The organism is Mesorhizobium loti R88b, from assembly GCF_013170845.1.
GTDB classification, from domain to species: Bacteria; Pseudomonadota; Alphaproteobacteria; order Rhizobiales; family Rhizobiaceae; genus Mesorhizobium; species Mesorhizobium loti_B.
Map to the genome: position 1 here is coordinate 77,773 of NZ_CP033367.1, position 24,661 is coordinate 102,433.

Genomic DNA, 24,661 nt, shown 5'->3' on the forward strand with positions numbered 1-24,661 from the left:
GCCTCGAACGCCGCGCCTTGATGGTGGTGAATTGTTCCCGCTTAGAGGTGATCAGGAAAGGGCTCTTACCTGGCCAGGTCCCACTCCTGAAAGCACTTCTTGATCGCGTGCAGGGAAGACAGTTGCAGCTTTGGCAGATCGAGCTGCTCGAACATCGCCTGGTATCTCTGGCGGTTCTTCGGCGTGGTCACGGCGATGTGGTGGATCATGTCCCATTTGACGCTGTCGCGTCCGCCCGCCAGGGCGCCGCGCCTCTCCTTCTCGAACAGGGTTCGCCTGAAATAACGCAGCAGGCTTGCCGGCGTGGAGATGTCCAGCAGGATCAGCCCCGTCGCCCGCTGAAACCGTTGCGGCATGCAGTTCGAGTAGTTTCCATCCATCACCCAACGTTCGCCGGCAATCGCGGCGTCATGCAAGGCAATGAATTCGGACTTGGGACGCGGTTCCCAGTCCGTGTTGGGCAGGTGATGAAGCAGATCGAGGTGAACAGGCTCCAGGCCACGCTTGCGGGCAATCGCGTCGGCCAGGGTCGACTTGCCGCTGTTGGACGGCCCCAGGATGCATATGCGGTTTCCAAGATCCGAAAGATTCATCCGATGTTGCCCGTACAAGGATGCAGCTTGGCGCCAACAAGTTTCTGGAGCGGCCTGTCTTAGCCGGGCAGAGTGAACTTCTTCTGCTTGTCCGGCTTGCCGCAGTCGCGGCGCTCGATCGACCGGTTCATGGCATCGATCTCGCCTGACGCCTTGTCGCTGTCGCGCTGGGCCTTGGAGCGCATGTCGGGCGTGAACGGGCCGAAACCCATCGCGGGATTGTTGAAGGCCGGTTTCGCAGTCACTGGAAGGTTGTTCTGCTGCGCCAACCCATTGCGCTGCGCCAGCAACTGAGGGCACGGCACGCTGTCATATTGCAGCGAGGACTCAATGTTGGCGTCCTGCCGCTCGGACATCGAATTGCCGACGCAGCCAGCGGTTGCCAGGCAAGAGGCCAAGATCATCATGTTCCAGCGCATCTGATATGCTCCCTCCTGATATCTCGCGCGCCCCGTTTTACCCGCGCACGCGATTCGGGCTTTTTCGCAGCAGATGCTTAGCAGATACTGATGGGACAATACCCCTTTGGGGCAGGAAGCATCGCCGCATTGGCCCGATTGTGAACGCTTCAGGCTGCGTGGACTTTCCCGGCCACAACGACCAGCCCGTCGACGGGTTCCCGACGATCCTGCCGGATCACGGTTGTTTCCAAGGATAGGATCGAAAACCCGTTGGCGGCCAGGATTTCACGCACATAGGTTTCCGAATGCGCGTAACGGCGCGATGGCCGCAACACGAAATCGCCGCTGCCGCCCAATTTTTCGACGGAAAAGGCGAACAGGCCATCCCCGGCAAGCAAGCCGGCAATCGTCTTCACCATGCCGTCGAGCGCGCCGACATAGATGAAGACGTCGGCCACTGTCACCAGCTCGGCTTTCGGGCCGGCATAGGAGAAATCCCGCAGATCGGCCTTGCCGAGGAAATCATAGATGCCCTTGGCCCGCGCCTGCTTCAGCATTCCAGTCGAAATGTCATAGCCTTCCAGCCGGTCGGCAATCGGCCGGAGCCTCTGCCCCATCAGGCCGGTGCCGCAGCCGAGATCGAGCGCCAGCGGGAAGCGACCCGGCCTTGCCGTTCGAATGGCTCGATCCAGCAACCCAGGCAGCCGGTAACCCAGTCTGTCGACCAGTGACTCATCGAAGCTCTCGGCATAATGGTCGAACAGTGTCTCGACGAAAGCGCTGGGGAGCGCGTCGGACGCCGGCGCCTTGCCGATCAATTGCAGGTTCAGCGCAGCACCCTGACGATCCGTCGGATCGAGTTGCAGCGACACCGTCCATGCCTGCGCGGCCAGATCCTGCGCACCCGCCGCTTGCTGCATTTCGCCAAGGCGGAACCAGCCCATCGCCCATTGCGGGGTGAGTTCCAGAGCACCGAGCAGCAATTCCGCCGCCGCCGCGTGATCGCCATCGGCATGCAGCATCTCGGCATAGTCGGCGCGGCGGTCAGCGTTCAAGTCGCCGGACGAGGCCTGAAGCGGTTTCATGGCGATGGGTCCTGCCGGCGGATGGAACCGGCGATGCTGTATGCGGGAGTCAGCAGTCTCTGACAACAGGCTTCCCGCCGCGGAATTATATCCTATCTCTAGATAATGCGCGCCAGCGACCTGCTTCATCCCCGGCCCGAGGGCCTTTATTGCCCGCCGGGCGACTTCTTCATCGACCCGGTGCGGCCGGTGAACCGGGCGCTGATCACACACGGCCATTCCGACCATGCGCGTTCCGGGCACCGCTCGGTGCTGGCGACGCGGCAGACGCTCGACATTATGGGTCTGCGCTATGGCGAGGATTTCGCCGGAACCACCCAAGCAGCACGCCTCGGCGAGACCATCGCCCTCGACGGCGTCAGCGTCAGCTTCCATCCTGCCGGCCATGTGCTGGGCTCGGCGCAGATATCGGTCGAGCGTCAGGGTATGCGCATCGTCGCCTCTGGCGACTACAAGAGGCGCAAGGATGCGACCTGCGCGCCGTTCGAGCCGATCCGCTGCGACGTGTTCATCACCGAGGCGACTTTCGGCCTGCCGGTGTTTCGCCACCCACCGGATACGGAAGAGATCGCCCGCCTGCTGAAATCGGCGGCGCAGTTTCCCGAACGCTCGCATCTGGTCGGCGCCTATGCGCTGGGCAAGGCGCAGCGTGTGATGCGGCTGTTGCGCGACGCCGGCTACGACAAGCCGCTCTACATTCATGGCGCGCTGGCCAGGCTCAGCGAGTATTATCAGAGCCAGGGCATCGATCTGGGGATACTCTTGCCGGCGACGGTGGAGGGCGGCAAGCAAGATTTCGCCGGCGCCATCGTGGTAGGCCCGCCATCAGCCTTCGCCGACCGCTGGGCGCGACGCTTTCCCGACCCGATCTCGTGCTTCGCGTCGGGCTGGATGCGCATCCGCCAGCGCGCCAAGCAAGGTGGCGTCGAGCTGCCGCTGATCATCTCGGACCATGCCGACTGGGACGAACTCACCGCCACCATCAAGGAGACCGAGGCCGAGGAAATCTGGGTCACACATGGCCGTGAGGAGGCGCTGGTGCGCTGGTGTGAGCTGGAAGGCATCGCCGCCCGGCCGCTGCATCTGGTGGGCTATGAGGACGAGGGCGACTGAGGGCATGAACCGCTTCGCCGAACTCCTCGACCGCCTGGTGCTGACCCCGTCGCGCAACGGCAAGCTGACGCTGCTGGTCGACTATTTCCGCACCGTCGAAGACCCGGATCGCGGCCTGGCGCTGGCCGCCATCACCGGCGATCTCAATATCGCCGCGATCAAGCCGGCGATGCTGCGTACTCTGGTCACCGAACGCATGGACACGGTGCTGTTCGGCTATTCCTACGATTACGTCGGCGATCTCGCCGAGACAGTGTCGCTGGTCTGGCCGCAAACGCCGGGACACATTCCCAACCGTGAACCGACGCTCGGCGAGGTCGTCGCAAAACTGCAGGCGGCAAGCCGCTCGGACGGACCGAAGGTGCTGGCGGGGTTGCTTGACAGTGCCAGCATCTCGTCGCGCTTTGCCATCATCAAGCTGGTCACCGGCGGCCTGCGCATCGGCGTGTCGGCACGGCTCGCCAAACAGGCACTGGCGGATTTCGGCAAGGTCGACGTCGCCGAGATCGAGGAACTCTGGCACGGGCTGTCACCGCCCTACACGGCGCTGTTCGCGTGGCTGGAGGGCAAGGCCGACAAACCCCGGAATACGGCATTGGCGCTGTTCAGGCCGGTGATGCTGTCGAATCCGGTCGGCGACGGCGATCTCGAAAAACTCGATCCGGCCGACTACGCCGCCGAATGGAAATGGGACGGCATCCGCGTCCAGGCGGTGGCGGAAGGCGGCATCCGCCGGCTCTATTCGCGCACCGGCGACGATGTCTCCGGCGCCTTTCCCGACCTCGCCGACGCGATGAATTTTTCCGCGACGCTGGACGGTGAATTGCTCGTCGGCGATCCGCGAGAGGCGACAAGAACCTTCTCCGACCTGCAGCAGCGGCTGAACCGCAAGACGGTGACACCGAAGATGCAGCAGCAATATCCAGCTTTCATGCGCTGCTACGACCTGCTTCAGATCGGCGACGAAGACCTTCGCGGATTATCGTTTCGCGAACGGCGTGGCCGCCTCGAAGCCTTCGTCAAAACGCTCGACCCGAGCCGTTTCGACCTGTCGCCCTTCGTCACCTTCACGGACTGGCAGGCGCTGGAGGCGCTGCGCCGCGCACCGCCGCACCCGATCATCGAAGGCGTGATGCTGAAGCGCTGGGATTCGCCCTATGTCGCCGGCCGGCCGAAAGGGCCCTGGTTCAAGTGGAAGCGCGATCCGCACACAGTGGATGCGGTGCTGATGTATGCCCAGCGCGGCCATGGCAAGCGATCGAGTTTTTACTCCGATTACACGTTCGGCGTCTGGTCCGGTCCCGAGGGCGAGGAGGAACTGGTGCCGGTCGGCAAGGCCTATTTCGGCTTCACCGACGAGGAACTGAAGCAGATCGACAAATATGTCCGTGACAACACCGTCGAACGTTTTGGGCCGGTACGCTCAGTGCGCGCCGACCGCAACAACGGGTTGGTACTGGAAGTCGCCTTTGAGGGGCTCAACCGCTCGACCCGGCACAAATCCGGCGTCGCCATGCGCTTCCCCCGCATTTCACGGCTGCGCTGGGACAAGCCGGCCAACGAGGCCGACCGCATCGAGACCCTGCAGGCGCTGCTCGACCGCTAGACGCCCGAGGCGGACGTCCTTACGGCTCGATCGAGACGCGAATCTCGTAGATGTTGATCGCCTTGCCCTGCTTGTCGAAATCGGAATTGACGGCGATCGTTCCCGCCGAACCCGGATGCTTGTCTGGGAATTGCACGTCGAACAGATATTCGTTGCGTTGCTGGCCGACGGCGTAGCGCTTGCGGCCGCAATCGCCGAGTTCACCAAAATTGCAGTCGACGGAGATCTGCGTGTCCTTGCCGTCCTCGGCGCGAGCGATGATATCGAACACGGCGTGCTTGCCGGCGAGCTTCTCCAGCACACCCTGCCCGACATCGAAAGCGACCGCCGAACCGGAGGGGCCGGACTGAATGCGCAGGAACGGCCCGCCGTCGTCCTTCATCACCTCGGCCTTGGCATCCGAGGGGGCGGCGACATGCGTCGGGTCGGTCGGTGAAAACACGTTGATCCAGTCGCGCGACTGGTCCGCAGCACCAGGCTTTGCCGGCGCGTTGGCGCCGTCGGCCGGCGTGAAATCGTCGCCTTCGACGGTTGGCGGCGCCTCCGGCGGTGCCGTGTCGAGCTGCGCCGCTGTCTTGAACACGCCGGTCTGTATGGCAAAGAACACGCCGATGCCGATCGCCGCAAGCAGCGTCACCGTCAAGAAGATGGCGGTCAGCGGCAGGCGGCGTCCGCGAATGCGGCGCTCATCGCGATCGGGGGCCACTTCGCTCGCAACTCCCGTGGCGGCAGGCGTGGACATGTCGATCGCCGGCGCACCAGGCAGGGTCGCGTCCGGCATGATGTCGGGAACGACCGGCAGCACGCGCGAGCGCGGCGCGTCGGATGCGGGTTGCCCGGGTCCGTCGACAGCGACAGCGGGCGATGGCGTCTTCTGGCCGATCTCGATCGCGGGCGCCGCAGTGGCCGAAGACCCGGCCGCCGGTGCATCGACCTGCGGGCCGACATCCGGCACCGCCGGCAGGAACTCGGATTCGATTTCGGTGATCTTCTCCTGGATCGCCTTGCGGCGCTTGATGGCGACTTCCACGGTCACACCGGGATTGGCCTGGAGCGCACGGTCGAGCGCGGCAAAGGCCGACCGATAGACCCTCTCGCGGAACGCGCGGTCCTCGGCATTGCCCTTCTCCAAGGCGTTCCGGATCGCTTTTTCGATCGCGTCCAAGCGAGGTCCCTCTGCAAATTGCCCCAACCTTCCCTGATGGTTAGCCGTAGGCGACCAATCAATCAACGGGCGGGCGGCGCATTCTGCCTCGTTGGGCCCTCCAAAGTCCATCTTGGCGATGTTCCGGCAAACAAAATCGGACTATGTCGGCGATTCCAGCGTGGAGGGACGCACAAACCCTGGTTTCGATAGCGGCGGGCGTTCGTGCATGATTTGCCAAGTCGCATCTTGAATTCGCGGCCGGTTGAGTCTATCACCCAGCCCATCTTGGAGGCTCTGGCCTCCCGGGCCGCTTTAGCTCAGTTGGTAGAGCACATCATTCGTAATGATGGGGTCAGGTGTTCGAGTCACCTAAGCGGCACCAAAAATTCAGACCTTTGCCGACCCGAGTGATCCACCTTCCTCATCAATTGCCTCGGCGATGTATTCCCTGAGGTCACCGACCTCCTCTTGAATGTCCTCAGCCGCGATGCCTTTATCTTTCGCATCGGCGATGCACTGAGTGGCAAGTTCCTGCGCCACGTCGACCCCAGCGAGGACCCGGGTCGGTTGTTCGACGACGTGCTCCTCGATCCAATCTTCCACAAAGTGGCCGGTTCGGTTGACGATGAGGTCGGCGTCTTCCGAAAGGTCCGCCTCGGTTTTTAGATCATCCTTGGTCAATGCCTTCATGGGACTCACCTCAAAATGGACTGGGTTGCAACGTTCATGGGTCGTCAAAAGATGCATCGGGCTGACGAAAAATCACTGTCTCTCGTGTCGAGTTCTCAGTTCCGAGGGTGCCAACTCTGCATCGCGGGAACAGTTCGTCGTTTCGCAGCGTTACTGGACACGCTTTGGATATCTTTCCGAGCAAGGAGCGGGGCTATGATGGGCGAGGCATCCAGCACTCCAGTCGACATTGAGTAAGGAGCGCCGCGTGGCTTCGAAGGCGACACGGAGCCCGCAGCCCGCAGGCACGCGATCCTCGTTGATCGATGGAGAAGCGGTCAGTCGCGCCGCGTCAATGACGCAGGACGATAAGGCGATCCTGCGGTCCGAGCCCGGAGACCGTGGGCGCGACGCGGCGTGGCCGTCAGAAATCCCGGCACTTGGCTGGAAAGATATCTTCTGGCGGCTCTGGGAAGAATTCAACAAGGACCGGGTCCTGCTGGTCGCAGCCGGAGCCACCTTCTACCTGCTGTTGGCGCTGTTCCCGGCGCTCGCCGCGTTCATCTCGATCTACGGCTTTGTCGCGGATCCGGTCACGGTTGCCGATCATGTCGCCTATCTCAGCGGATTGCTGCCGTCGGGCGGGCTCGACCTCATTCGCGATCAGTTGCAGGCCCTGGCGAGGCAGAAGTCCGGCACTCTCGGCACCGGTTTCTTTGTTGGCCTTGGCATCGCGCTGTGGAGCGCCAACAGCGGGATGAAGGCGCTTTTCGATGCCATGAACATCGCCTATGAGGAGCGCGAGAAACGCAGTTTCCTCATGCTCAACCTGAGGTCGATCCTGTTCACGGTGGGAGCGCTGCTGATCGGTATGGTGATGTTGCTGACGGTGGGCGTCGTTCCAGCGCTTTTGCGCTATTTCTATCTCGATGCCTGGACGGAAACGCTTGTCACTGTATCGAGATGGCCAATCCTGGTCGGCGCCATGCTGACCGGCATTTCCCTGCTCTATCGCTTCGGGCCGAGCCGCGAACACGCGAAATGGCGATGGCTGAGTTGGGGCGCCTTGATTGCGACGGTGGCGTGGATTGCGGCTTCCTGGCTGTTCTCGTTCTACCTACAGCATTTTGCCAACTACAACGCCACATACGGGTCGCTGGGCGCGGTTGTCGGCCTGATGATGTGGACGTGGATTTCGGTCATCATCCTCATCGCCGGCGCGGCCATCAATGCCGAGATGGAGCATCAGACGGCCGTCGATTCGACCACCGGTCCGGCCCGGCCGATGGGCAAGCGCGGCGCTGTCGTTGCTGACACGTTGGGCAAGATCGCGGATTGATGTCTCGCTGCACAACAGTCCGTACGAACGGCTACTGCAGCGTCCCGCGCATGGTGCTGCTGCAATGCGGATAATGCGTGCAGCTTGACTCTCGTCCAACGCACAGCGATATGCACGATGCCAGACGGGGTTGGTCAGCTTGCCAAAGTCGTGTTTCTTCCTCGCCGCGGACAGCAACTACTTCCCGTATGCCTGTCTCGCGGCACTGCGCATAACCGATGTCTCTATCCCGATCGACGGGTTCATCCTGCAGATGGGCGTCGGCCGCGACGACCTCGAAATCGCGCGAAAGCTGCTCGGTGACCGGATCAGCCTTATCGACGTTTCAACGTACCTGTCCGACTTCGCCGCAAAGAATGGCAGGCTTGGGCTTTCCGCCTACATTCGCCTTTTTGCCGACGAATTGCCTGAGTTCGCGTCCTATGACCGCATTGTCTATGTGGACTGCGATATCCTTTTCAACCGCTCGATCATGGATTTGGCCGATACCGGACTGAAGGCGCCGCTTCTCGCCGCACATGATATTCCGTCCTATTTCGACATGACCTATCGGCGAAGGCTGCCCTTGCGGCCGGGTGCCCCCAAGTTCAATTCCGGCGTGCTGGTGTTCAACATGCCGTTGGTGCGAAGCGGTGGCTTTTTGGCCAGTTCCCGGCGATTTGCCGTCGACCACCCCGAGCTCTGCCAGGCCTTCGATCAGGATGCCCTGAATGTTGCCTTTGAAGGGCAATGGCAAACCATGCACCCTGCCTGGAATGTGATGACCAATTTCAGCGGCCAGATTCCCTTCCACCAAGCCTATGCCCGGCATTTCAGCTGGGGAAAGCCATGGTCGGACAAGCCCCTTGGTGTCGAGGCGGAAGCCTTGGCCATCTATCGCGGGCTGGCGAAGGGGACGCCATGGTCACCTCGCTTCGACCGGCATGCCTCTCATGTCGGGAATTTCATCAAGCGGTTCGGCCGGACGTTCGATCCGTTGATCGGCTTTCTGACCAAGGACGAAAAGCTGAAACGGCGATCGCGTTTCGATGCCATCAAGACCAATGATTTGTTCGCATCCCATGCGGATCAGGAGCTCCTGGCCGTGCAGTATCCGGAGAAGGCGGCGGGCTATACCTAACAGCGCGCGTACAAGGCCGGCAAATCATATCCGGCATTGTCGAGACCGGGGTTTGGTGGGACACTCCTTGGCCTCAGCACGGGAGGTCCAAAATGCCCAACACTTTCAAGACCGGAGACGTCGTCAAGCTGAAGTCGGGAGGCCCGAAGATGACGGTCAGCGATGGCGCCGCTTCCGGCATGTATCTCTGCCACTGGTTCAACAAGGATGGCGACGTGTGGACCCCGCAGCATGCGGGCTTCAAGTCGGAACAGTTGGTAGCCGCCGACCAATCGACGTAAATCGGGGCGATCGACCCAGGCGACCGACGGATTTCCCCCGTTGCGGCGTTTAACGGTTGAAGCGTGACCATGGCAAGGCCGTGGCCAACGCGCCAACCGGAGACGCCGAAGCATGAAAAACCGTTTGATCCTTGCCGCTGCCTTGAGTCTGCTGACCGTTGCGGCTCTCGCCCAGACAGCGACACAGCCTCCGGTCACCACGCCCCCCGCTGCCACGCCCCCTGCCACAGCCCCGGCCGCGCCAAAGGCCAAGTCGGAACTCACGCTGGCCAAGTTTCAGAAACGGCGGGAGAAGGCGATCATGGCCGCCGACACCGACGGCGACGGCAAGATCAGCCTGTTGGAGTGGGAGGCCTTCCAGGCCAAGCGCGGCGCCAAGGGTGACCCCGCCAAATCCTTCGCGCGGATCGATTCGAACCATGACGGCTTCATCGATCGCGCAGAACTCGATGCCTTTTTCGCCAAGCGCTTCGCCAAGTTGGACAAGAATGGCGATGGCGTGCTGACGCCGGACGAGATGCCAAGTCACAAATCCGCTCTCAAGCCGGCGCAATGACCAAGAGGCTATGACGCGTAATGGATATCGGGAGTGCGCCAGCCGATGAGCGCCGATCCGGACGAGGAGCTTGTTCGTCGGGTCGGTGCTGGCGATCCCGCGGCGGTGCAGGCGCTGGTCGCGCGCAAGCTGCCGCGCATCCTTTCGCTTGCCGTGCGCATGTTGGGCGACGCGGCGGAGGCCGAGGACGTCGCGCAGGAAACCTTTGTGCGTATCTGGCGTCATGCCTCGAGCTGGCGGCGCGGCAATGCGCGCTTCGACAGCTGGATCCACCGGGTGACACTCAATTTGTGCTACGACCGGCTGCGCCGGCGCCGCGAATGGGTGACAGACGAATTACCGGAAATGGTCGACCCTGCCCCGCTTCCCGACGCCGGCGAAGAGCCGCATCGGATCGAGCAGGCCTTGCAGGCAATCGCGCCGCGCCAACGCGAGGCGATCATCCTGGTCTACTACCAGGAGATGTCCAACATAGAGGCGGCCGCAACGCTCGAGATCAGCGTCGATGCGCTGGAGAGCCTGCTTTCGCGCGGCCGTCGGGCCTTGCAGATGATCCTGGCCAAGGACGGCGTCCATGACTGAGAAGAGCGCGACCATCAATGCCAGGCATTCATCGCGCCTTGCAAGCGCCGGCTGGGGGCCGGTTTGTCGCGTTTCCAAACCGCGTGGGCACGCGGCACCAATGGGCAAGGGGAAGACAAATGGCTGAGGATACTGAAGACGGACCGGCAATGGATGCCAGGCGTTTCGCGGCGCTCGCCGAAGCCTATGGCGGCGATTTGCGGCGCTGGCCGGAAGCGGAGCGCAAAGCTGCCACGGCCTTTGCTTCAAACGAGGCGGGCCAGGCCATTTTGCGGCATGCCGGCACGCTTGACACCTTGCTTGACAGCCACAGCGTCCAGCACCCCGGCAGGGCGCTGCACGACACGATCTTGCGGACCGCCAACCGGCACCTCGTCCAGCGCCGACGCCAGCGGTTCTGGTGGCTGGGCCTGGGACTTGCCGGTATTGGCCTGGCCGGCGCCATCGCCGGACTGGCCCTGGTGACCGTCGTCACGCCCGAGGTCCCGCCCGACCATTATGTGCTCGATGCCAATGCGACAGCGTTCGGCGATGTCGGACCCGACACGATCGAGGAAGACCTATGAGCACAGGCCGTAACCTCCTCATCGCGTCGGTGGTGCTGAATGTCTTCCTGGCCGGTGCGCTTGCCGGAGGGGCTGTCTGGATAAGAAGCGGCAAATCGGGCCAGGGCACTTCGCTGGAAGCGGCCGGCGGCCGGCTTCCCGACCAGCAGCGCATGCTGTTTCGCAAGGCGCTGCGCGAAGTGCGCCGCGAGTCGCACGACATCATCCTCGACGGCCAGCAGGCCAGGCGCGAGGCGGCGGATTTGCTGCGGCAGCCCGTCATCGACACCGTGGCCCTGGCAGCGGCGCTGGAGCGAGCCCGCAATGCCGACATCACGGTGCGCACGCGGCTGGAGCAGCGCATCATAGAGTTCGCAGCGGCAGGTTCGGCCGACGATCGCAGCGTGCTGGCGGAGGGCCTCGCTAGACGCAGCGGGACGCAGCCGTCAGCGACGCCAAAAAAATCACCGTGACGACCGACGGAAAACACCGACTGCACCCGTTTAACGAATGAAGGGCAGAACCTGCCGGACCATCTGGCACCGACAGGTTTTCAATCTCGGACAACTTCGGAGCATGGTCATGAACTATCTGACAAAATACGCGATCACCGCCGCTCTCGCGGTGACCGGAACGGTTGCTACGGTTGCGGCATCCTCGGCAATGCCGCTGGCGCCGCTTGCCGGCCCGGCGCTGGTCGAGCACGTCGCCTGGGGTTGCGGGCCTGGCTGGCATCCCAATCACTGGGGCCGCTGTGTCCCCAACCGTGTGGTGGTCTACCCGCACTATTACTATGGGCCCGGCCCCGCCTTCTACGTCTGGCATCCGCATCACCACTGGCATCGCTGGCATCACTGGTAAAGGCTACGGGGCCGGCCGCGCCGGCCCCCACGTCCCCAGTTGAACAGGCACGAAACGGCTCGAACGGGCTTCAAGCGCCGCGCGCAGGAAGCCCAAGCAATGGAGAGCTGACTTGGCTATCCCGGCCTCCAAATCCCCGCCAGATCCAGCCCCAGATCCAGCCCTTGTCGCCTTCAACCGCTTCGGGCTTGGAGCACGGCCCGGTGACCGCGACAGGATTGCCGGCGACCCGCGCGGCTACCTGAAGTCGGAACTGCGGCAGCCCGACATCGCCCTGATCTCGCTCGATGATCCGGCCTATGACGGCCTGCTGGGCAGCACGTCAGCCATCCATGCCAGCATGGCGGCAAATTTCCAGCGCAAGCTCGACCGCGAGCATATGGCCACTGCCCCAGCGCAGCCGGCGACGGCGAGCGTTAAGGCCATATCCGCGCAGGCCGCATCGGCCCAGGTTATGCCGGCCCAATCCGTATCGCCGCCCGCGGCTCCGGCCAAACCCGCCCCCCCAATCGAGGCCACGCTGTTTCGCGCCGAAGCCCAGGCGCGCTTCGACAAGGCCTTGCGGGCCGAGGCCGGCTTCGTTGAACGTCTCGTCTATTTCTGGTCGAACCATTTCTGCGTCTCGGTAGCGAAGGACAACATTGTACGGGCCAGCGCCGGTGCCTTCGAACGGGAAGCCATCCGCCCCTTCGTGCTCGGCCGCTTCGCCGACATGCTGATGGCGGTGGAGCGGCACCCGGCGATGCTGTTCTATCTCGACAACCAGCAATCGGTCGGCCCGGACTCCCGCGCCGGCAGGAACCGCCAGCGCGGCCTCAACGAGAATCTCGCCCGCGAGATCATGGAGCTGCATACGCTGGGCGTCGGCAGCGGCTATACCCAGGCCGATGTAACCAGCTTCGCCCGCATCCTGACCGGCTGGACGATGGCCGGGCGGGAAGGACGGCTGGGCGAACCCGGCAGTTCCGTCTTCAACGCCAATGCCCATGAACCGGGTGACGCGGTGCTGCTGGGCAAGACCTATCCGGCCGGCGGCATGGGCCAGGCCGAGGCGGCGCTCAACGACATCGCCAGCCATCCGGCAACGGCACAGCACATCGCCACCGAGCTCGCCCGCCACTTCATATCGGACGAGCCGCCGCCGGCGGTGGTCGCGCGGCTCGCCAAGGTGTTCACAAAGAGCGACGGCAATCTCAGGGCACTGGCATCGACCCTCATCGACATGCCGGAGGCGTGGTCGACGCCCTTGGCCAAGATGCGTTCGCCCTTCGACTATATCGCCGCCATCCGCCGCGCAGCTGGCCCAGGTCCGGCGAGCGATCCCGGCCAGTCGCTCAACTGGCTCAATGCGCTTGGCGAACCGCTCTGGCAGCCGCCGGGGCCGAACGGCTTTTCCGACCAGGCGGACAGCTGGGCATCCGCCGAAGGCATGAAGATCCGCCTCGATATCGCCTGGCAGGCGGCCCGCCAGGTCAAGGACATCGGCAATCCCAACGACATGCTCGACGCCGTCGTCGGCCCCTCCGCCTCGCCGGAGACACGGCAAGCTGTCGCCCGCGCCGAGTCCAAGCAACAAGGCCTGGCGCTGCTGCTGATGGCGCCGGAATTCCAGAGACGATAGCGCCAGCCAAGATACCCCCGGCACCGACAACTCCAGTGGAGACCACGTCATGAGCCTGCTGTGTGAAACCCCTCACCCGTCCCGCCGCGCCATGCTGATGACCGGCGGCGCGCTGTTTGCGTGGGCCTATCTGCCGCGTTTCGCCCGGGCCGCCGACAATCGCGATCCGCGCCTGATCGTCATTGTCCTGCGCGGCGCGCTTGACGGCCTGTCCGCTGTCGGTCCGGTTGGCGATCCCGACTATGCCGGCCTGCACGGCGATATCGCTTTGTCGCTATCCGGCCCGCATGCGGCGCTGCCGCTCGATGGTTTCTTTGCGGTCAATCCGGCGATGCCGGTGTTTGCGCGGCTGTTCAAGGACAAACAGGCTGCTGTGGTTCATGCGGCCGCCACAGGCTATCGAGACCGCTCCCATTTCGACGGCCAGGATGTGCTGGAAAGCGGCTTTGCCGGCCCCGGTCATGTCGCCACCGGATGGCTCAACCGGGCACTGGAAAACCTGCCGGCGGGCGATCGCGTGGCGACACTTGGCGGGTTGGCCGTCGGACCGTCGACGCCGCTGGTGATCCGAGGTGCTGCCCCCGTGCTTGGCTGGGCGCCGCAATCCCTGCCGGCGCCCGCCGGCGATCTCGCGGCCCGGGTTCTCGACCTCTACCAGCATCGCGATCCGGTGCTGGCAGTGGCCCTGCAAAAGGGCCTCGACGCCGACCGCATGGCGCTCGACGACCAGACGGGCGCCAATGCGATGAAGCCGAAGGGCGGGCCGATGAAGCCGAAGGGTGGCCTCGACAGCGCCGCCGGCATGCGGCAGGCCGCGCAAGGTGCGGCCAAGCTGATCGCGGCCGATGACGGGCCACGGGTTGCTGCACTGGCCTTCGACGGCTGGGACACGCATGTCAACGAGGGCGGCGCGACCGGACGGCTCGCCACCTTGCTCGGCGGCCTCGACGGTGCCTTCGAGGAGTTCGAAAAGGGCCTCGGCGAGCGTTGGAAAGACACGGCGATCGTCGCCATCACCGAATTCGGGCGCACGGCGCAGATCAACGGCACCGTCGGCACCGATCACGGCACCGGCACGGTGGTGCTGCTTGCCGGCGGCGCGATCAAGGGCGGCCGCGTCATCGCCGACTGGCCGGGCTTGAAGCCGTCACAGCTTTACGAACAACGCGATCTCGCCCCAACCAGCGATGTCAGGGCGGTGCTGAAAGGGTTGCTGGCCGACCAGTTCGGGCTGTCGGCTGCCGTTCTTGGGGACAAGGTGTTTCCGGAGTCCGCCGCGGTGACGCCGATGCGAGACCTCATTGTCTGAAGCACCACCGCGAGCCTGAACCTCGCGCCATATGGGCCAGCATTAAGGTTAAATTTACTATAGATTTGTTCTTGCCGCGCAAATATTCGAATAGTTTCCCAAAACTATGCTGAGGCATATCAATGGGAAAATTTGCAGCTCAGCTTCAACATCTCTTTTGGCTAGTCTGCCATCCGCTGACGTTGGCCGTGATCAGTCTTGCCGGTGTCTTCGCCGCCAACCGCGCCGAGCACGAATGGCTTTCGGTGCCCTTCTCGCTGGCGCTGGTTGCGGCCCTTGCCGGACTGCTGTTCCTGGCTTCCGGCCGGCTTGCCTTCTCCGTCTATCTCGCCTGGATGGGCATCGCCTTCGTCACCGTGGTTTCGGCGATCAAGTTCCGCATGAAGGGTTTTTCCCTGCATTTCTACGACGCGGTTTTCTTATCGAGGGATCCCGAAGTGTACCGCTTCCTGCTCGGCTCCTACCTCCATCTGATCCTGCCGGTTGTCATTGCGCTGGTGCTCGGCATCGCGGCCGCGATCCTGCTGTTCCGGATCGACCGAAAGATTGGCTGGCCGGTGTCGGCACGCGTTCTGGTGATGACGGCGCTCGCCATTCTGGTGCCGCTGACCTTTCCGGCCGAGGCATCCAAGGACCGCTATTTCTACTATATGCAGGGCCGGCACATGTCGGCCTTCTTCGTCTCGCTGCTCGACCTGCGCAACCTGGTTGTCGAGCAGGCATTCGAGAAGCGCCTGCAAGCCGTTACCCCGCAAGCACCTTTCGCCGACACGGTCGACTGCGGCGATCGGGCAAAACTTCCCGATATCTTTTTCGTGCTGAGCGAAAGCCAGTCCGACCCCGGCAACTTTCCTCAGGTGAGCGGCGGGGCAGGCTTCCTGCAGAGATTCGCCCCCAGGGCAGGCACGCCGCATCCAATGCAAGTCGAGACCTTTGGCGGCGGCACCTGGATCACCAATCTGTCGCTGATGACTGGCCTTTCAGCCACCGATTTCGGCTGGCGAAGCCCGTATCTGACGATCACTTTGCAGGACAAGGTGGCCGGCGCCCTGCCGGAGGTGCTGGCGCGCTGTGGTTATCGAACCGCCGTGATGACACCGATGGATTTCACCTTCGTCAATGAAGGACCGTTCCTGAAATCGATCGGCTTCGAGACCGTGCTCGACATCAAGGACATCGCGGCGCCCTTCTATCATCTGCGCGACGTCTTCTACTACCATGCGGCCGAGGCGTTCATTGCCAGGCACCGCAAGGAAGACGGCCGGCCGCTGTTCCTCGAAATCCAGACCATGTTCCCGCACTCGCCCTATGAGGGGCGGATGGATCCCGACCTGAAGGCCGCCGGCGAACCTTTCTCGGATGATTTCCAGGTCAACGAATATCTGCGCCGGATGGCGGTGGCGCGGAGTGACTTCCAGGATTTCCTCGACGACCGCAAGGCGGATGCCGGCCAACGCGGCGCCGTGGTGCTCGAGTTCGGCGACCACCAGTCGTCGGCGACCAAGCCGTTTGTCGATGTGATCGGCGGTGAGGACACCTTGGCGAGGCCCAATTCGATTGCCTACCGCACCTTCTACACGCTCACCACCTTCAACCATCCGCTCAGCCATCCAATGCCTGACATGGCACCGCTCGATGTCGGCTTCCTCAGCGCCAGCCTGCTCGATGCCGCAGGCCTGCCAATGTCGCCTGTCATGGCCGATCTCGTGCGTTTGCGCGACCATTGCGGCGGCAGTTTCCATGGCTGCGCGGATCGCGCCGCAGTGGATGCGCATCTGCGCCGGCGCGTCGATTCAGGCCTGCTGCATTTGTTCCCGCAGGCCGCCCCACTGCGAGTTCCTGCGCAACAGCTTCAATCAGTGGCCGCCGCCCGTTAGCACGGCGCAATGGAAACCTGGTGGCGTCACAGGGGACGCCACCTTTGGTCGAAACGCCGACACCGCTTCCGAGGCGGCGCCGCGTCGATCCGCTCCGTGATTACCAGTGGTGGTGCCAGTGGTGGTAGTGATGGTACCGCCAGTGTCCCGGCCGGACTATTATCACGCGACGACGGTTGGGCACGCAATTTCCCCACCGGTTCACGTGCCAGCCAGGGCCGCATCTCCAGCCGACGCTTTCGATTGGCAACGCAGCGGCGCTAGGCTTTGCCATGGGCAGGGCCTGCGAGCCGACGCTCGAAAGCGCCAATGTGCCTGCTGCGACTGCGATCGGCAGAATGTATCTGGTGAGCATAATCTTGGCCTCCATGGTTCCACATTCACGAGAACGTTATAGCATCCCGCAGGCTGAAGCCGTGCGAGTGGTTCCATCACATATTCGTTAGCGGACAGAGCGCTCGCCATGTGACGACGCCACAGTCCTCGGCGCGGCGTCGTCTCGTCCTCATCTTGATTAGGCGGCCTCGACCTTGGCGGCGGGCGCGTCCTCTCCCCGCACCAGTTTGGTCACGCCGGCGAAGTCGAGCTTACCCGAACCGAGCACCGGCACTTTCGGGACGACGCGCACTTCGGCGGGCACCATCAGGTCCATGGCGCCATTCGCCTTGGCGAAAGCGAGGAAGTCGGCGCGTGTGGCGCCTGGCGCCTCGGTGATGAGAACGAGCTTCTCGCCCTTGCGCGCATCCGGCACAGAAGCAACGGCCGACAACGAGCCTTTCCACATTTCGCCCGCCAGCGCCTCGACCGCGGCCAGCGAAATCATCTCGCCGCCGATCTTGGCGAAACGCTTGGCGCGGCCGCGAATGGTGATGAAGCCGCCCTCATCGATAGACACGACGTCGCCGGTGTCATGCCAGCCGTCCGGCAGCGTTTCGAGCACGCCCGGCTTCTCGGCGCGCAGATAACCCGCCATGACATTGGGGCCGCGCACGAACAGCCGCCCGCCATCGTCGACACCGGGCACCGGGTCGAGGCGGTATTCCATGCCCGGCATGATTTTGCCGACGGTTCCGGAACGGTTGTACATCGGCGTGTTGATGGAAATCACCGGCGCGGTCTCGGTGACGCCATAACCTTCCAGGATGCGCACGCCGAACTTTTCCATATAGGTCATGCGCGTCGACGCCTTGACCGGTTCCGCGCCGGCAAAGCAATAGCGTATCGAGCGGAAGTCGTACGGATGCGCCGTGCGCGCGTAGCCGCTGAGGAACGTATCGGTGCCGAAGATGATCGTCGCGTTGGATGCGTAGATCAGTTCCGGCACGATGCGGTAGTGCAGCGGCGACGGGTAGAAATAGACCGGCACGCCCGAAATCAGCGGCAGCACCATGCCCGCCGTCATGCCGAAGGAATGGAAGATCGGCAGCACGTTGAACACCTTGTCGCCCGAATGGAAGTCGATGCGCGAGGCCGCCTGGGCGGCATTGGCCAGGATGTTGCGATGCGTCAGCACCACGCCCTTCGGCGTGCCTTCCGAACCCGAAGTGAACAGGATCACCGCCGGGTCGTTGGGCAAGCGCGGCGCGCGCGGCGTCGACTTGCGTAAGAGCCCGAGCAGCTTGTCCTTGAGACCGATGGTTTTGCGCAGATCGTCTAGCCAGACGATGTCGACCGAGCGACCGATCTCCTCGACCACCGCGCCGAGCTTTGCCTGCTCGACGAACGCGCGGGAGGTGAGCACAGTCCGAACTTCGGCGGCCTTGCAGGCGGACAGGATATTGGCGGCACCTGCGGTGAAGTTGATCATCGCCGGCACCTTGCCCGCCGACATGACGCCAAGCAGCGTCGCGCATGAGCCGTTGGCATTGGGCAGCATGATGCCGAGCGTCTGCTGATCGGCATAAAGGTTCTGGAATTTCTCGCCAAGCACGGCGGCGGCCGTGAACAGCTTGCCGTAGCTCAGCGAACCGGTGACCGGATCCTGCACGGCGAGCTCTCCCATACCGCGTTCGTTCGCCGTCTGGATGATCTTTTCCAGGACCGTCTTGTCGATGTCCTGCGTGCGGAAGACGAGATCCGACATCACCTGATAGAGAGCCGCTCCCGCCGCGGCGCGGCGTTTGCGGCCCTTCAATTCCGGCGGCACTTGAAGCTTGACCGGTTCCAGAATGGTCACCTTGACCTTCGGGAACAGCCGGCGGCGCACATGTTGCGACGACAGCCGCGAAAAGTAGCTCTTCTCCAGCCCGTCGATGCGCACCGGCACGACCATTGAGCCCGTCTTGTCGGCGACCATGGCGGCGCCGTCATAGACCTTCATCAACCCGCCGGTGACGGTGATGCGGCCTTCGGGGAAGATGACCAGCGGATCGCCGCCCTGCACGACCTTGATCAGCGTGCGGGTCGACATCGGCTTGGCCGGATTGAGCGGCAGAGCACGGGCAAGCTTCATGAACGGCTTCATCCACCAGGCCTGGGCGATGGTGTAGTCGATGGCGAAGACCGGCTCCTCGTCGGTCAGCGTCAGCGCCAACGGACCATCGAGAAAGCTGACATGGTTGAGCGCCAGGATCGGCGCCTTGCCGGCCGCCTTGAGGTTGTCCATGCCCTCGACTTCCAGGCGCAGGAAGGCGCGGAACAGGATGGAGACGAAATCGCGGAACGCGTTGGTCGGCAGGAATTTCAGCATCAGCCAGGCGGCGACGGCGTTGGCCACGGCGAGCCCGAACAGAATGCCACCGGTGGAGACTTTCGTCTGGATCACGGCGACAAGAATACCGCCGACCGTCATGAAGCCGGCATTGACGATGCTGACGGCAGCGACGACGCGGGCGCGGCGCGCTTCAGGCGACCAGGCTTGCACCGCGGCGAAGGTCGGCACCACGAGGAAGGCGCTGGCGATGGCCATGCCGGCAAGGTCGATCGCAACACGGATCGTGTTAGGCCCGGCGAAGAACAGGGCAAGCGTCTCCGCCCTTGGCGAAGGCTGCATGCTCCAGATGGTCCAGGCCAGATGCAGGCCGAACAGCGCCAGCAGCGCCGTTCCGACCGGTGCGGGCAGAAGCACAATGCGGCCCTGCGACATCCATGCGGCAATGGCCGAACCGATGGCGATCGAGACGGCGAAGACAGCGAGATAGACGGTGACCGCTATCTCATCGCCGCCGAGCGAATCCTTGATCAGCGTCGGCAGGATCGACAGCACGATGGCGCCGATCAGCCAGAACCAGGAGGTCATCAGGCCGGCGCGCCAGATGCGCGTGTCGGTGCGCAATTCGCTGACCTGACGCCAGGTCGAACGGAAGATGTTCTTGTCGATGACGAGGTCGGGCGCCGCCGAACCGGTGGACGGGATGTAGCGGCTGACGAACCAGCAGCCGACGGCCAAGGCCATCATGATCGGTCCGAAGACCGTGACGCCGATGCCATCGGCCGAAACGACGCCGCCGGCAATGGTGCCGCCGAGGATGGCGGCAAACGTCGCCGACTCGATCCAGGCGTTGGCCTTGGGCAGTTCCTTGCGCTCGAGGTGATCGGGCAGGATGCCGTATTTGATCGGTCCGAACAGCGCCGAGATGATGCCGAACATCAGCAGCGCCGTCATCAGCACCGGGATCGACGACAGCGCGATACCGGCGACAGAGACGGCAGCAGCGGCAATCTCGGCGAATTTGAGCCGACGCGCGATCAGCGCCTTGTCGAAACGGTCGGCGATCTCGCCGCCAAGGGCCGATAACAACAGGAACGGGGCCATGAAGACGGCCCCCGCAAGCGTGACCAGCGAGGCCGCCTGACCCGCGGCCAGTGTGAAGAGGATCAGGAACACCAATGTGTTCTTGAGGAAATTGTCATTGAAGGCGGACAGGAACTGCGTCCAGAACAGAGGCGCAAAGCGCCGGGACAACATCAGATGCGTGTTCATGGCGATTTCCATTTTGCGGAACCCTGCGACGGTGTGCCGGGCTCTGCGGGTTGAAGGCGCTGTTTCATCTAAGTGATAGTCTTGAGCTGGTTAAACTTCCTTACTGCGCTTTTGATGGACATCCATGGCTTTCGTCAGCCGGAAATGAACATCGTTCACATTCGCACCCTATCAGGTTTTGAACATTGTTCAAGCGAAAAATGAACAGCGTTCACCGTAACCGAAGAACGGAACCGGTTGACTGGTGAGGTCTGTCAGGGCAAGCCCTCAGTTGCCGGTTGCCGGACCCGATCCAAGCGTCGCCACCGTCTTCAGCGCGCCGTCGAGCATGTCGCCCTTTTCGTCCTTCAGCGCTGCTTCGCGCAGGCGGCGGATCCAGTCGGCGGCATCGTCACGGCCCTTGAGCATAGGGAGCGCCGACAGCACGCGGTCGAATTTCGACTGGGCGCGGACATGGGTGTCGCTGTAGCCCTTGATCAGCCGGCGGCAATTGAGGATTTCGACCGCCAGCGCATAGTCCTGGGGCACATATCCAAGTGCCAATGCATACCAGCGATCGACATGGGTCATCTCGACCTTGTGACGCAGCAGGCTGCGGCGCCAGCGGCGCAGGCCGCCGATGAACCACAAGGCCGCAAAGCCGGCGAAGCTGTCGGTGCGGATGCGGCGGCCATGGTTGATGCGGCGGTCGAGGAAGGCGGCAAGCTTGGGCCGCGCCTCGATGTAGCTGCCCAGCCCCGCCGGCAACGTGCCGCAGAATTCCTCGATGCGCGGATGGAAATATTCAGTCACCTGCAGGATCGAGCCGTGCTTGACGCCGACCTCCTTGCGGACACGTTTGTCGCGCGTCGAACGCGTTTTCAGATCGGCAACGCGGATCATGTCGTCGTAGCAGAGCGCATTGGCGAGATGCTTGGCGGCGGCGATGGACAGCGCATGGGCATGGTCGTCACCATCAAGCGCAACGGCCTTGTCCAGCCTGTCGAGATACTCCTGCCCATAGACGATATCCTGATAGTCGACGACCTTCCGCAGGCCCCGCAGCGCAATGTCGCGGACCGCCAAAGGCATCAGGTCGATGCGGGCGGCGAGCGCCTGCCATCCCTGCAGCAGGTTTTGCGGACCGCTGACGCGCCCTGCCCCCGGGGCGGATTCGACAATCGCCGGCTCTACCGGCTTTGGCGCAGGTGCGACCGTGCCGCGCGCGCGGTCGTAGGCGGCGCCGAAGGCGGCGAGGCTGGCCTTCACGCCCCGGCCGCCGGCTCCGATCGCCTGCTCGTAGCTTTCACGCGTGAACGGCAGTGCGTCGGAGCCGGCCAGTGCGCCGAGCAGGCTGGCCGAGATCATCGAGCCATTGTCGGCTGCGATCTTTTCCATGTCGAAGGCGATGAAGCGTTTCGATGCGGCTACCGCCGTCGCATGCACCTTGGATGACGAGGCACGGCCGTCGCCCGGCTCGATCTTTTCCGACACGGCGGCAATGCGGTGCGAGGAAGCGATCAGCGTGGTGCGTTCCGGGGTGACGAAGCCCCTGATGATGGCGCGGCCGGCCTCCATCAATTCGGCGGCGATCAGGATGTCGACATCGCCTTGCGAGGGCGACAGCGCGAAGACAGGCAACCGGCCGGTGTCGCGGGCCATTTCGATATAATAAATGGTGGCGCCGGTGCGCTGGGCGACGCCGGCGACCGAGGTCGACTGTGCGACGTAACCGTTGCGCTCGGCAACGTCGGTGATCCAGTCGGCCAGCACGCCGCCGCCCTGCCCGCCGACCGCCAGCACGGCGAGCTTGATGACGAGCTCGTCGTCCTGGGCGCCGGGCCGGGCGCGGAAGGGCGGGACAGCGTCAAGCATCGGCGAAGGTCAGGCGCCGGCTTTCGCGGCGGCGCTGCAACAGGCCGATGGTGGCGCGGCGCGCGGATTCCAGGAAGCGATCCCAGCGGCTCGGATTGTGCACGACGTCAGCGCGATAGAAGGACGGACACAGCACGGCAGCATCCGCGACCTCGCCGCAATTGCCGCAGCCGACGCAGCTCTGGTCTATGCTTGCGACGGGATCGTCGCGCAGCGGATCGTCGAGCGACTTCACCGACAGCGACGGGCAGCCGGACAGCCGCATGCAGGCATGGTCGCCGGTGCAGATGTCCTCGTCGACGCCGAACTTCGGTTTCACCACGCGCTCGCCGCCCTTTACCGCTTTGTCGACCAGCGGCTTTTCGCGGCGCTGGCGGTTGAGCATGCATTCGGACGAGGCGACGATGACCTTCGGCCCCTTCTCGTCGGTGGTCAGTGCCTCGCGCAGCGTGTCCTGCATCTTGGTCACGTCATAGGTGCGGTCGACATGGCGCAGCCATTTGACGCCCATGCCTTTGACCGCCTCGGTGATCGGATGCTTTGTCGACTTGGTCTTGTTGCCCGCGCGCGATGATAGGATGTCCTGCCCGCCGGTCGCGGCCGAGTAGAAATTGTCGACGATGACGATGACGCCGTCATTCTTGTTGAACACCGCATTGCCGATCGAGGAGGTCAGGCCGTTGTGCCAGAAGCCGCCATCGCCGACGAAAGAGATCGAGCGGCGTTTGGCGTCGGGCGAATTGAACGCCGAAGCAGAAGCCGGCCCGAGTCCATAGCCCATTGTGGTGGCGCCGAGCTCGAAAGGCGGCATGATCGAGAACAGGTGGCAGCCAATGTCGGAGGCGATGTGGTGTTTGCCGAGTTCCTGCTCGACCAGCTTTGTCGCGGCAAATATCGGCCGCTCCGGGCAACCGATGCAGAAGCCCGGCGGGCGGCCGGGCACGACGTTGATCAGATCAGCGATGTCGACGCCGTCGCCGACTTTGTTGGGCGCACGCACTTCGCCCGGCAAGAGATGCGGCGCCTCGGCGCGCAGGAAGGTGCCGATGCCGTCGAGCATGACCTGGCCGGTATATTCGCCTGCCATCGGCAGATATTCCTTGCCGACCAGCCTGGTGCCGCGCCCGGCCTTATGCAGCATCGCGGCAAAGGCCTGCTCGATGTAGTTGGGCTGGCCTTCCTCGACGACAAGCACCGCCTGCTTGCCTTCGCAGAAGCTGAGGAACTCGTCGTCAATCAGGGGGTAGACGGCGTTGAGCACGTAGAGCGGCACGTCGGTCTCGCCATAGGTGTCGGCAAGGCCGAGACGCTGCAAGGCGCGGATGACCGAATTGTACATGCCGCCCTGCATGACGATGCCGACCGAGCCATGATCCGAGCCGAAGAACTCATTGATCTTGTTCTTGGCGATGAACTCAACCGCCGCCGGCCAGCGCCTTTGCACCTTCTCCTTCTCGTGCAGGAAGGAGGCGGGTGGCAGCACGATGCGGCCGGTGTCGCGGCGCGGTGCGTCGAGCGCATCGGCCACCGTCATGGGCGGGCGTCTGTTGTCCTTGGCGATGAAATGGCCGTGGACGTGGCAACAGCGGATGCGCACCTGCAGCATGACCGGCGTGTTGGAAATCTCGGAGAGCTCGAAACCATCCTCCACCGCCTTGACGATCGACGGCAGGTTCGGGCGCGGGTCGAGCAGCCAGACCTGGCTCTTCATGGCAAAGGCGTGGCTGCGCTCCTGCATGATCGAGGAGCCCTCGCCATAGTCCTCGCCGACGATGATCAGCGCGCCGCCGGTGACGCCGCCGGAAGCGAGGTTGGCAAGCGCATCAGAGGCGACATTGGTGCCGACGGTCGATTTGAAGGTCGCGGCACCACGGATCGGGTAATGCACCGAGGCGGCGAGCATGGCGGTGGCGGTGGCTTCCGAGGCACTCGCCTCGAAATGCACGCCGAGCTCGCCCAGAATGTCCTGCGCGTCGGCCAACACGTCCATCAGATGGCTGATCGGCGCGCCCTGATAGCCGCCGACATAGCCGACGCCGCATTGCAGCAGCGCCTTGGTGATGGCGAGAATGCCCTCGCCGGCAAATTCCTCGCCGGCGCCGAGCCTGAGCTTTTCGACTTCCTTGGCAAAAGACCGTTCGGCCATTTTTTGACTCCTTCCGTTACCGCTGGGGCTGGCG

The 24,661-nt window shown here is 63.6% G+C and carries 22 protein-coding genes and 1 tRNA gene; 14 read left to right on the forward strand and 9 right to left on the reverse strand.

All coding sequences use genetic code 11. The features are described from left to right. Positions 1–65: 65 nt before the first annotated feature. The 3 genes from EB235_RS00380 to EB235_RS00390 form a co-directional block, all read right to left on the reverse strand. The gene (locus EB235_RS00380) at positions 66–593 is read right to left on the reverse strand and encodes an ATPase AAA (RefSeq protein ID WP_027032932.1); all 528 of its coding nucleotides are present in this window, start codon (positions 591–593) and stop codon (positions 66–68) included. 59 nt (positions 594–652) lie between these two features. Further along, positions 653–1,012, reverse strand: a complete 360-nt coding sequence (locus EB235_RS00385) for a hypothetical protein (protein WP_027032931.1) — start codon at positions 1,010–1,012, stop codon at positions 653–655. A gap of 149 nt (positions 1,013–1,161) precedes the next feature. Beyond that, on the reverse strand, positions 1,162–2,079 hold the full coding sequence (locus tag EB235_RS00390) for a class I SAM-dependent DNA methyltransferase (RefSeq protein WP_027032930.1): 918 nt from the start codon (positions 2,077–2,079) through the stop codon (positions 1,162–1,164). A gap of 105 nt (positions 2,080–2,184) precedes the next feature. Between EB235_RS00390 and EB235_RS00395 the strand changes: the two genes are divergently transcribed. Together EB235_RS00395 and EB235_RS00400 are read left to right on the forward strand one after the other, a co-directional pair. Beyond that, on the forward strand, positions 2,185–3,192 hold the full coding sequence (locus EB235_RS00395) for a ligase-associated DNA damage response exonuclease (protein ID WP_027032929.1): 1,008 nt from the start codon (positions 2,185–2,187) through the stop codon (positions 3,190–3,192). A 4-nt stretch (positions 3,193–3,196) separates the two neighbouring features. Beyond that, positions 3,197–4,798, forward strand: a complete 1,602-nt coding sequence (locus EB235_RS00400) for a cisplatin damage response ATP-dependent DNA ligase (RefSeq protein ID WP_027032928.1) — start codon at positions 3,197–3,199, stop codon at positions 4,796–4,798. A gap of 19 nt (positions 4,799–4,817) precedes the next feature. Here the strand turns inward: EB235_RS00400 and EB235_RS00405 are convergent, their stop codons facing one another. Beyond that, the gene (locus EB235_RS00405; RefSeq protein WP_027032927.1) at positions 4,818–5,963 is read right to left on the reverse strand and encodes a hypothetical protein; all 1,146 of its coding nucleotides are present in this window, start codon (positions 5,961–5,963) and stop codon (positions 4,818–4,820) included. A 288-nt stretch (positions 5,964–6,251) separates the two neighbouring features. Here EB235_RS00405 and EB235_RS00410 point away from each other — a divergent pair. After that, a tRNA-Thr gene (locus EB235_RS00410) sits at positions 6,252–6,327 on the forward strand. A gap of 5 nt (positions 6,328–6,332) precedes the next feature. Here the strand turns inward: EB235_RS00410 and EB235_RS00415 are convergent. Further along, positions 6,333–6,635 carry a DUF768 domain-containing protein gene (locus tag EB235_RS00415; protein ID WP_051429762.1) on the reverse strand — a complete coding sequence of 101 codons (303 nt, stop codon included), beginning with the start codon at positions 6,633–6,635 and terminating at the stop codon, positions 6,333–6,335. Positions 6,636–6,969: 334 nt separating this feature from the next. Here EB235_RS00415 and EB235_RS00420 point away from each other — a divergent pair, with 334 nt between their 5' ends. The 11 genes from EB235_RS00420 (at position 6,970) to EB235_RS00470 (ending at position 16,705) form a co-directional block, all read left to right on the forward strand. Further along, positions 6,970–7,953, forward strand: a complete 984-nt coding sequence (locus tag EB235_RS00420) for a YihY/virulence factor BrkB family protein (protein ID WP_027032925.1) — start codon at positions 6,970–6,972, stop codon at positions 7,951–7,953. 139 nt (positions 7,954–8,092) lie between these two features. Then, positions 8,093–9,073 (forward strand): glycosyltransferase family 8 protein, encoded by a 981-nt coding sequence (locus EB235_RS00425; protein ID WP_155256460.1) that lies wholly within the window; start codon positions 8,093–8,095, stop codon positions 9,071–9,073. Between the two features lie 92 nt (positions 9,074–9,165). Continuing rightward, positions 9,166–9,354 carry a YodC family protein gene (locus EB235_RS00430; protein WP_027032923.1) on the forward strand — a complete coding sequence of 63 codons (189 nt, stop codon included), beginning with the start codon at positions 9,166–9,168 and terminating at the stop codon, positions 9,352–9,354. A gap of 112 nt (positions 9,355–9,466) precedes the next feature. Next, positions 9,467–9,910 carry an EF-hand domain-containing protein gene (locus tag EB235_RS00435; RefSeq protein WP_027032922.1) on the forward strand — a complete coding sequence of 148 codons (444 nt, stop codon included), beginning with the start codon at positions 9,467–9,469 and terminating at the stop codon, positions 9,908–9,910. 45 nt (positions 9,911–9,955) lie between these two features. Further along, entirely contained in the window at positions 9,956–10,492 is a 537-nt protein-coding gene (locus EB235_RS00440; RefSeq protein ID WP_080680917.1) for an RNA polymerase sigma factor, read from the forward strand. A 119-nt stretch (positions 10,493–10,611) separates the two neighbouring features. Further along, the gene (locus EB235_RS00445) at positions 10,612–11,058 is read left to right on the forward strand and encodes a hypothetical protein (protein ID WP_027032920.1); all 447 of its coding nucleotides are present in this window, start codon (positions 10,612–10,614) and stop codon (positions 11,056–11,058) included. Next, positions 11,055–11,510 (forward strand): periplasmic heavy metal sensor, encoded by a 456-nt coding sequence (locus tag EB235_RS00450; protein WP_027032919.1) that lies wholly within the window; start codon positions 11,055–11,057, stop codon positions 11,508–11,510. Before EB235_RS00445 ends, EB235_RS00450 begins: the two co-directional genes overlap by 4 nt. A 109-nt stretch (positions 11,511–11,619) precedes the next feature. Continuing rightward, positions 11,620–11,898 carry a GCG_CRPN prefix-to-repeats domain-containing protein gene (locus EB235_RS00455; protein WP_032926672.1) on the forward strand — a complete coding sequence of 93 codons (279 nt, stop codon included), beginning with the start codon at positions 11,620–11,622 and terminating at the stop codon, positions 11,896–11,898. Between the two features lie 112 nt (positions 11,899–12,010). Further along, complete coding sequence (locus EB235_RS00460; RefSeq protein ID WP_051429760.1) at positions 12,011–13,519, forward strand: DUF1800 domain-containing protein; 1,509 nt, start codon at positions 12,011–12,013, stop codon at positions 13,517–13,519. A gap of 49 nt (positions 13,520–13,568) precedes the next feature. Next, a complete protein-coding gene (locus EB235_RS00465; RefSeq protein ID WP_027032916.1) occupies positions 13,569–14,828 on the forward strand; it encodes a DUF1501 domain-containing protein in 1,260 nt (419 codons plus the stop codon). A gap of 188 nt (positions 14,829–15,016) precedes the next feature. Beyond that, positions 15,017–16,705 (forward strand): sulfatase-like hydrolase/transferase, encoded by a 1,689-nt coding sequence (locus tag EB235_RS00470; RefSeq protein ID WP_245268886.1) that lies wholly within the window; start codon positions 15,017–15,019, stop codon positions 16,703–16,705. Between the two features lie 100 nt (positions 16,706–16,805). Here the strand turns inward: EB235_RS00470 and EB235_RS35245 are convergent, their stop codons facing one another. The 4 genes from EB235_RS35245 to EB235_RS00485 form a co-directional block, all read right to left on the reverse strand. After that, a complete protein-coding gene (locus tag EB235_RS35245) occupies positions 16,806–17,060 on the reverse strand; it encodes a GCG_CRPN prefix-to-repeats domain-containing protein (RefSeq protein WP_080681077.1) in 255 nt (84 codons plus the stop codon). A gap of 159 nt (positions 17,061–17,219) precedes the next feature. Beyond that, a complete protein-coding gene (locus EB235_RS00475) occupies positions 17,220–20,627 on the reverse strand; it encodes an acyl-[ACP]--phospholipid O-acyltransferase (RefSeq protein ID WP_027032914.1) in 3,408 nt (1,135 codons plus the stop codon). 267 nt (positions 20,628–20,894) lie between these two features. Further along, positions 20,895–22,481, reverse strand: coding sequence for an indolepyruvate oxidoreductase subunit beta family protein (locus tag EB235_RS00480; RefSeq protein ID WP_027032913.1), 1,587 nt, complete (start codon positions 22,479–22,481; stop codon positions 20,895–20,897). Further along, positions 22,474–24,627: an indolepyruvate ferredoxin oxidoreductase subunit alpha gene (locus EB235_RS00485; protein WP_027032912.1), complete on the reverse strand. Its 2,154-nt coding sequence runs from the start codon at positions 24,625–24,627 to the stop codon at positions 22,474–22,476. The genes EB235_RS00480 and EB235_RS00485 overlap by 8 nt, the downstream gene beginning before the upstream one ends. Positions 24,628–24,661 lie beyond the last annotated feature (34 nt).

Excerpts from the sequence above, each read along its gene's own strand:
- EB235_RS00380 (WP_027032932.1), bottom strand. The coding sequence starts at position 593 with ATGAATCTTTCGGATCTTGGAAACCGCATATGCATCCTGGGGCCGTCC.
- EB235_RS00385 (WP_027032931.1), bottom strand. The coding sequence starts at position 1,012 with ATGCGCTGGAACATGATGATCTTGGCCTCTTGCCTGGCAACCGCTGGC.
- EB235_RS00390 (WP_027032930.1), bottom strand. The coding sequence starts at position 2,079 with ATGAAACCGCTTCAGGCCTCGTCCGGCGACTTGAACGCTGACCGCCGC.
- EB235_RS00395 (WP_027032929.1), top strand. The coding sequence starts at position 2,185 with ATGCGCGCCAGCGACCTGCTTCATCCCCGGCCCGAGGGCCTTTATTGC.
- EB235_RS00400 (WP_027032928.1), top strand. The coding sequence starts at position 3,197 with ATGAACCGCTTCGCCGAACTCCTCGACCGCCTGGTGCTGACCCCGTCG.
- EB235_RS00415 (WP_051429762.1), bottom strand. The coding sequence starts at position 6,635 with ATGAAGGCATTGACCAAGGATGATCTAAAAACCGAGGCGGACCTTTCG.
- EB235_RS00420 (WP_027032925.1), top strand. The coding sequence starts at position 6,970 with ATGACGCAGGACGATAAGGCGATCCTGCGGTCCGAGCCCGGAGACCGT.
- EB235_RS00430 (WP_027032923.1), top strand. The coding sequence starts at position 9,166 with ATGCCCAACACTTTCAAGACCGGAGACGTCGTCAAGCTGAAGTCGGGA.
- EB235_RS00435 (WP_027032922.1), top strand. The coding sequence starts at position 9,467 with ATGAAAAACCGTTTGATCCTTGCCGCTGCCTTGAGTCTGCTGACCGTT.
- EB235_RS00440 (WP_080680917.1), top strand. The coding sequence starts at position 9,956 with ATGAGCGCCGATCCGGACGAGGAGCTTGTTCGTCGGGTCGGTGCTGGC.
- EB235_RS00445 (WP_027032920.1), top strand. The coding sequence starts at position 10,612 with ATGGCTGAGGATACTGAAGACGGACCGGCAATGGATGCCAGGCGTTTC.
- EB235_RS00450 (WP_027032919.1), top strand. The coding sequence starts at position 11,055 with ATGAGCACAGGCCGTAACCTCCTCATCGCGTCGGTGGTGCTGAATGTC.
- EB235_RS00455 (WP_032926672.1), top strand. The coding sequence starts at position 11,620 with ATGAACTATCTGACAAAATACGCGATCACCGCCGCTCTCGCGGTGACC.
- EB235_RS00465 (WP_027032916.1), top strand. The coding sequence starts at position 13,569 with ATGAGCCTGCTGTGTGAAACCCCTCACCCGTCCCGCCGCGCCATGCTG.
- EB235_RS35245 (WP_080681077.1), bottom strand. The coding sequence starts at position 17,060 with ATGCTCACCAGATACATTCTGCCGATCGCAGTCGCAGCAGGCACATTG.
- EB235_RS00475 (WP_027032914.1), bottom strand. The coding sequence starts at position 20,627 with ATGAACACGCATCTGATGTTGTCCCGGCGCTTTGCGCCTCTGTTCTGG.
- EB235_RS00480 (WP_027032913.1), bottom strand. The coding sequence starts at position 22,481 with ATGCTTGACGCTGTCCCGCCCTTCCGCGCCCGGCCCGGCGCCCAGGAC.
- EB235_RS00485 (WP_027032912.1), bottom strand. The coding sequence starts at position 24,627 with ATGGCCGAACGGTCTTTTGCCAAGGAAGTCGAAAAGCTCAGGCTCGGC.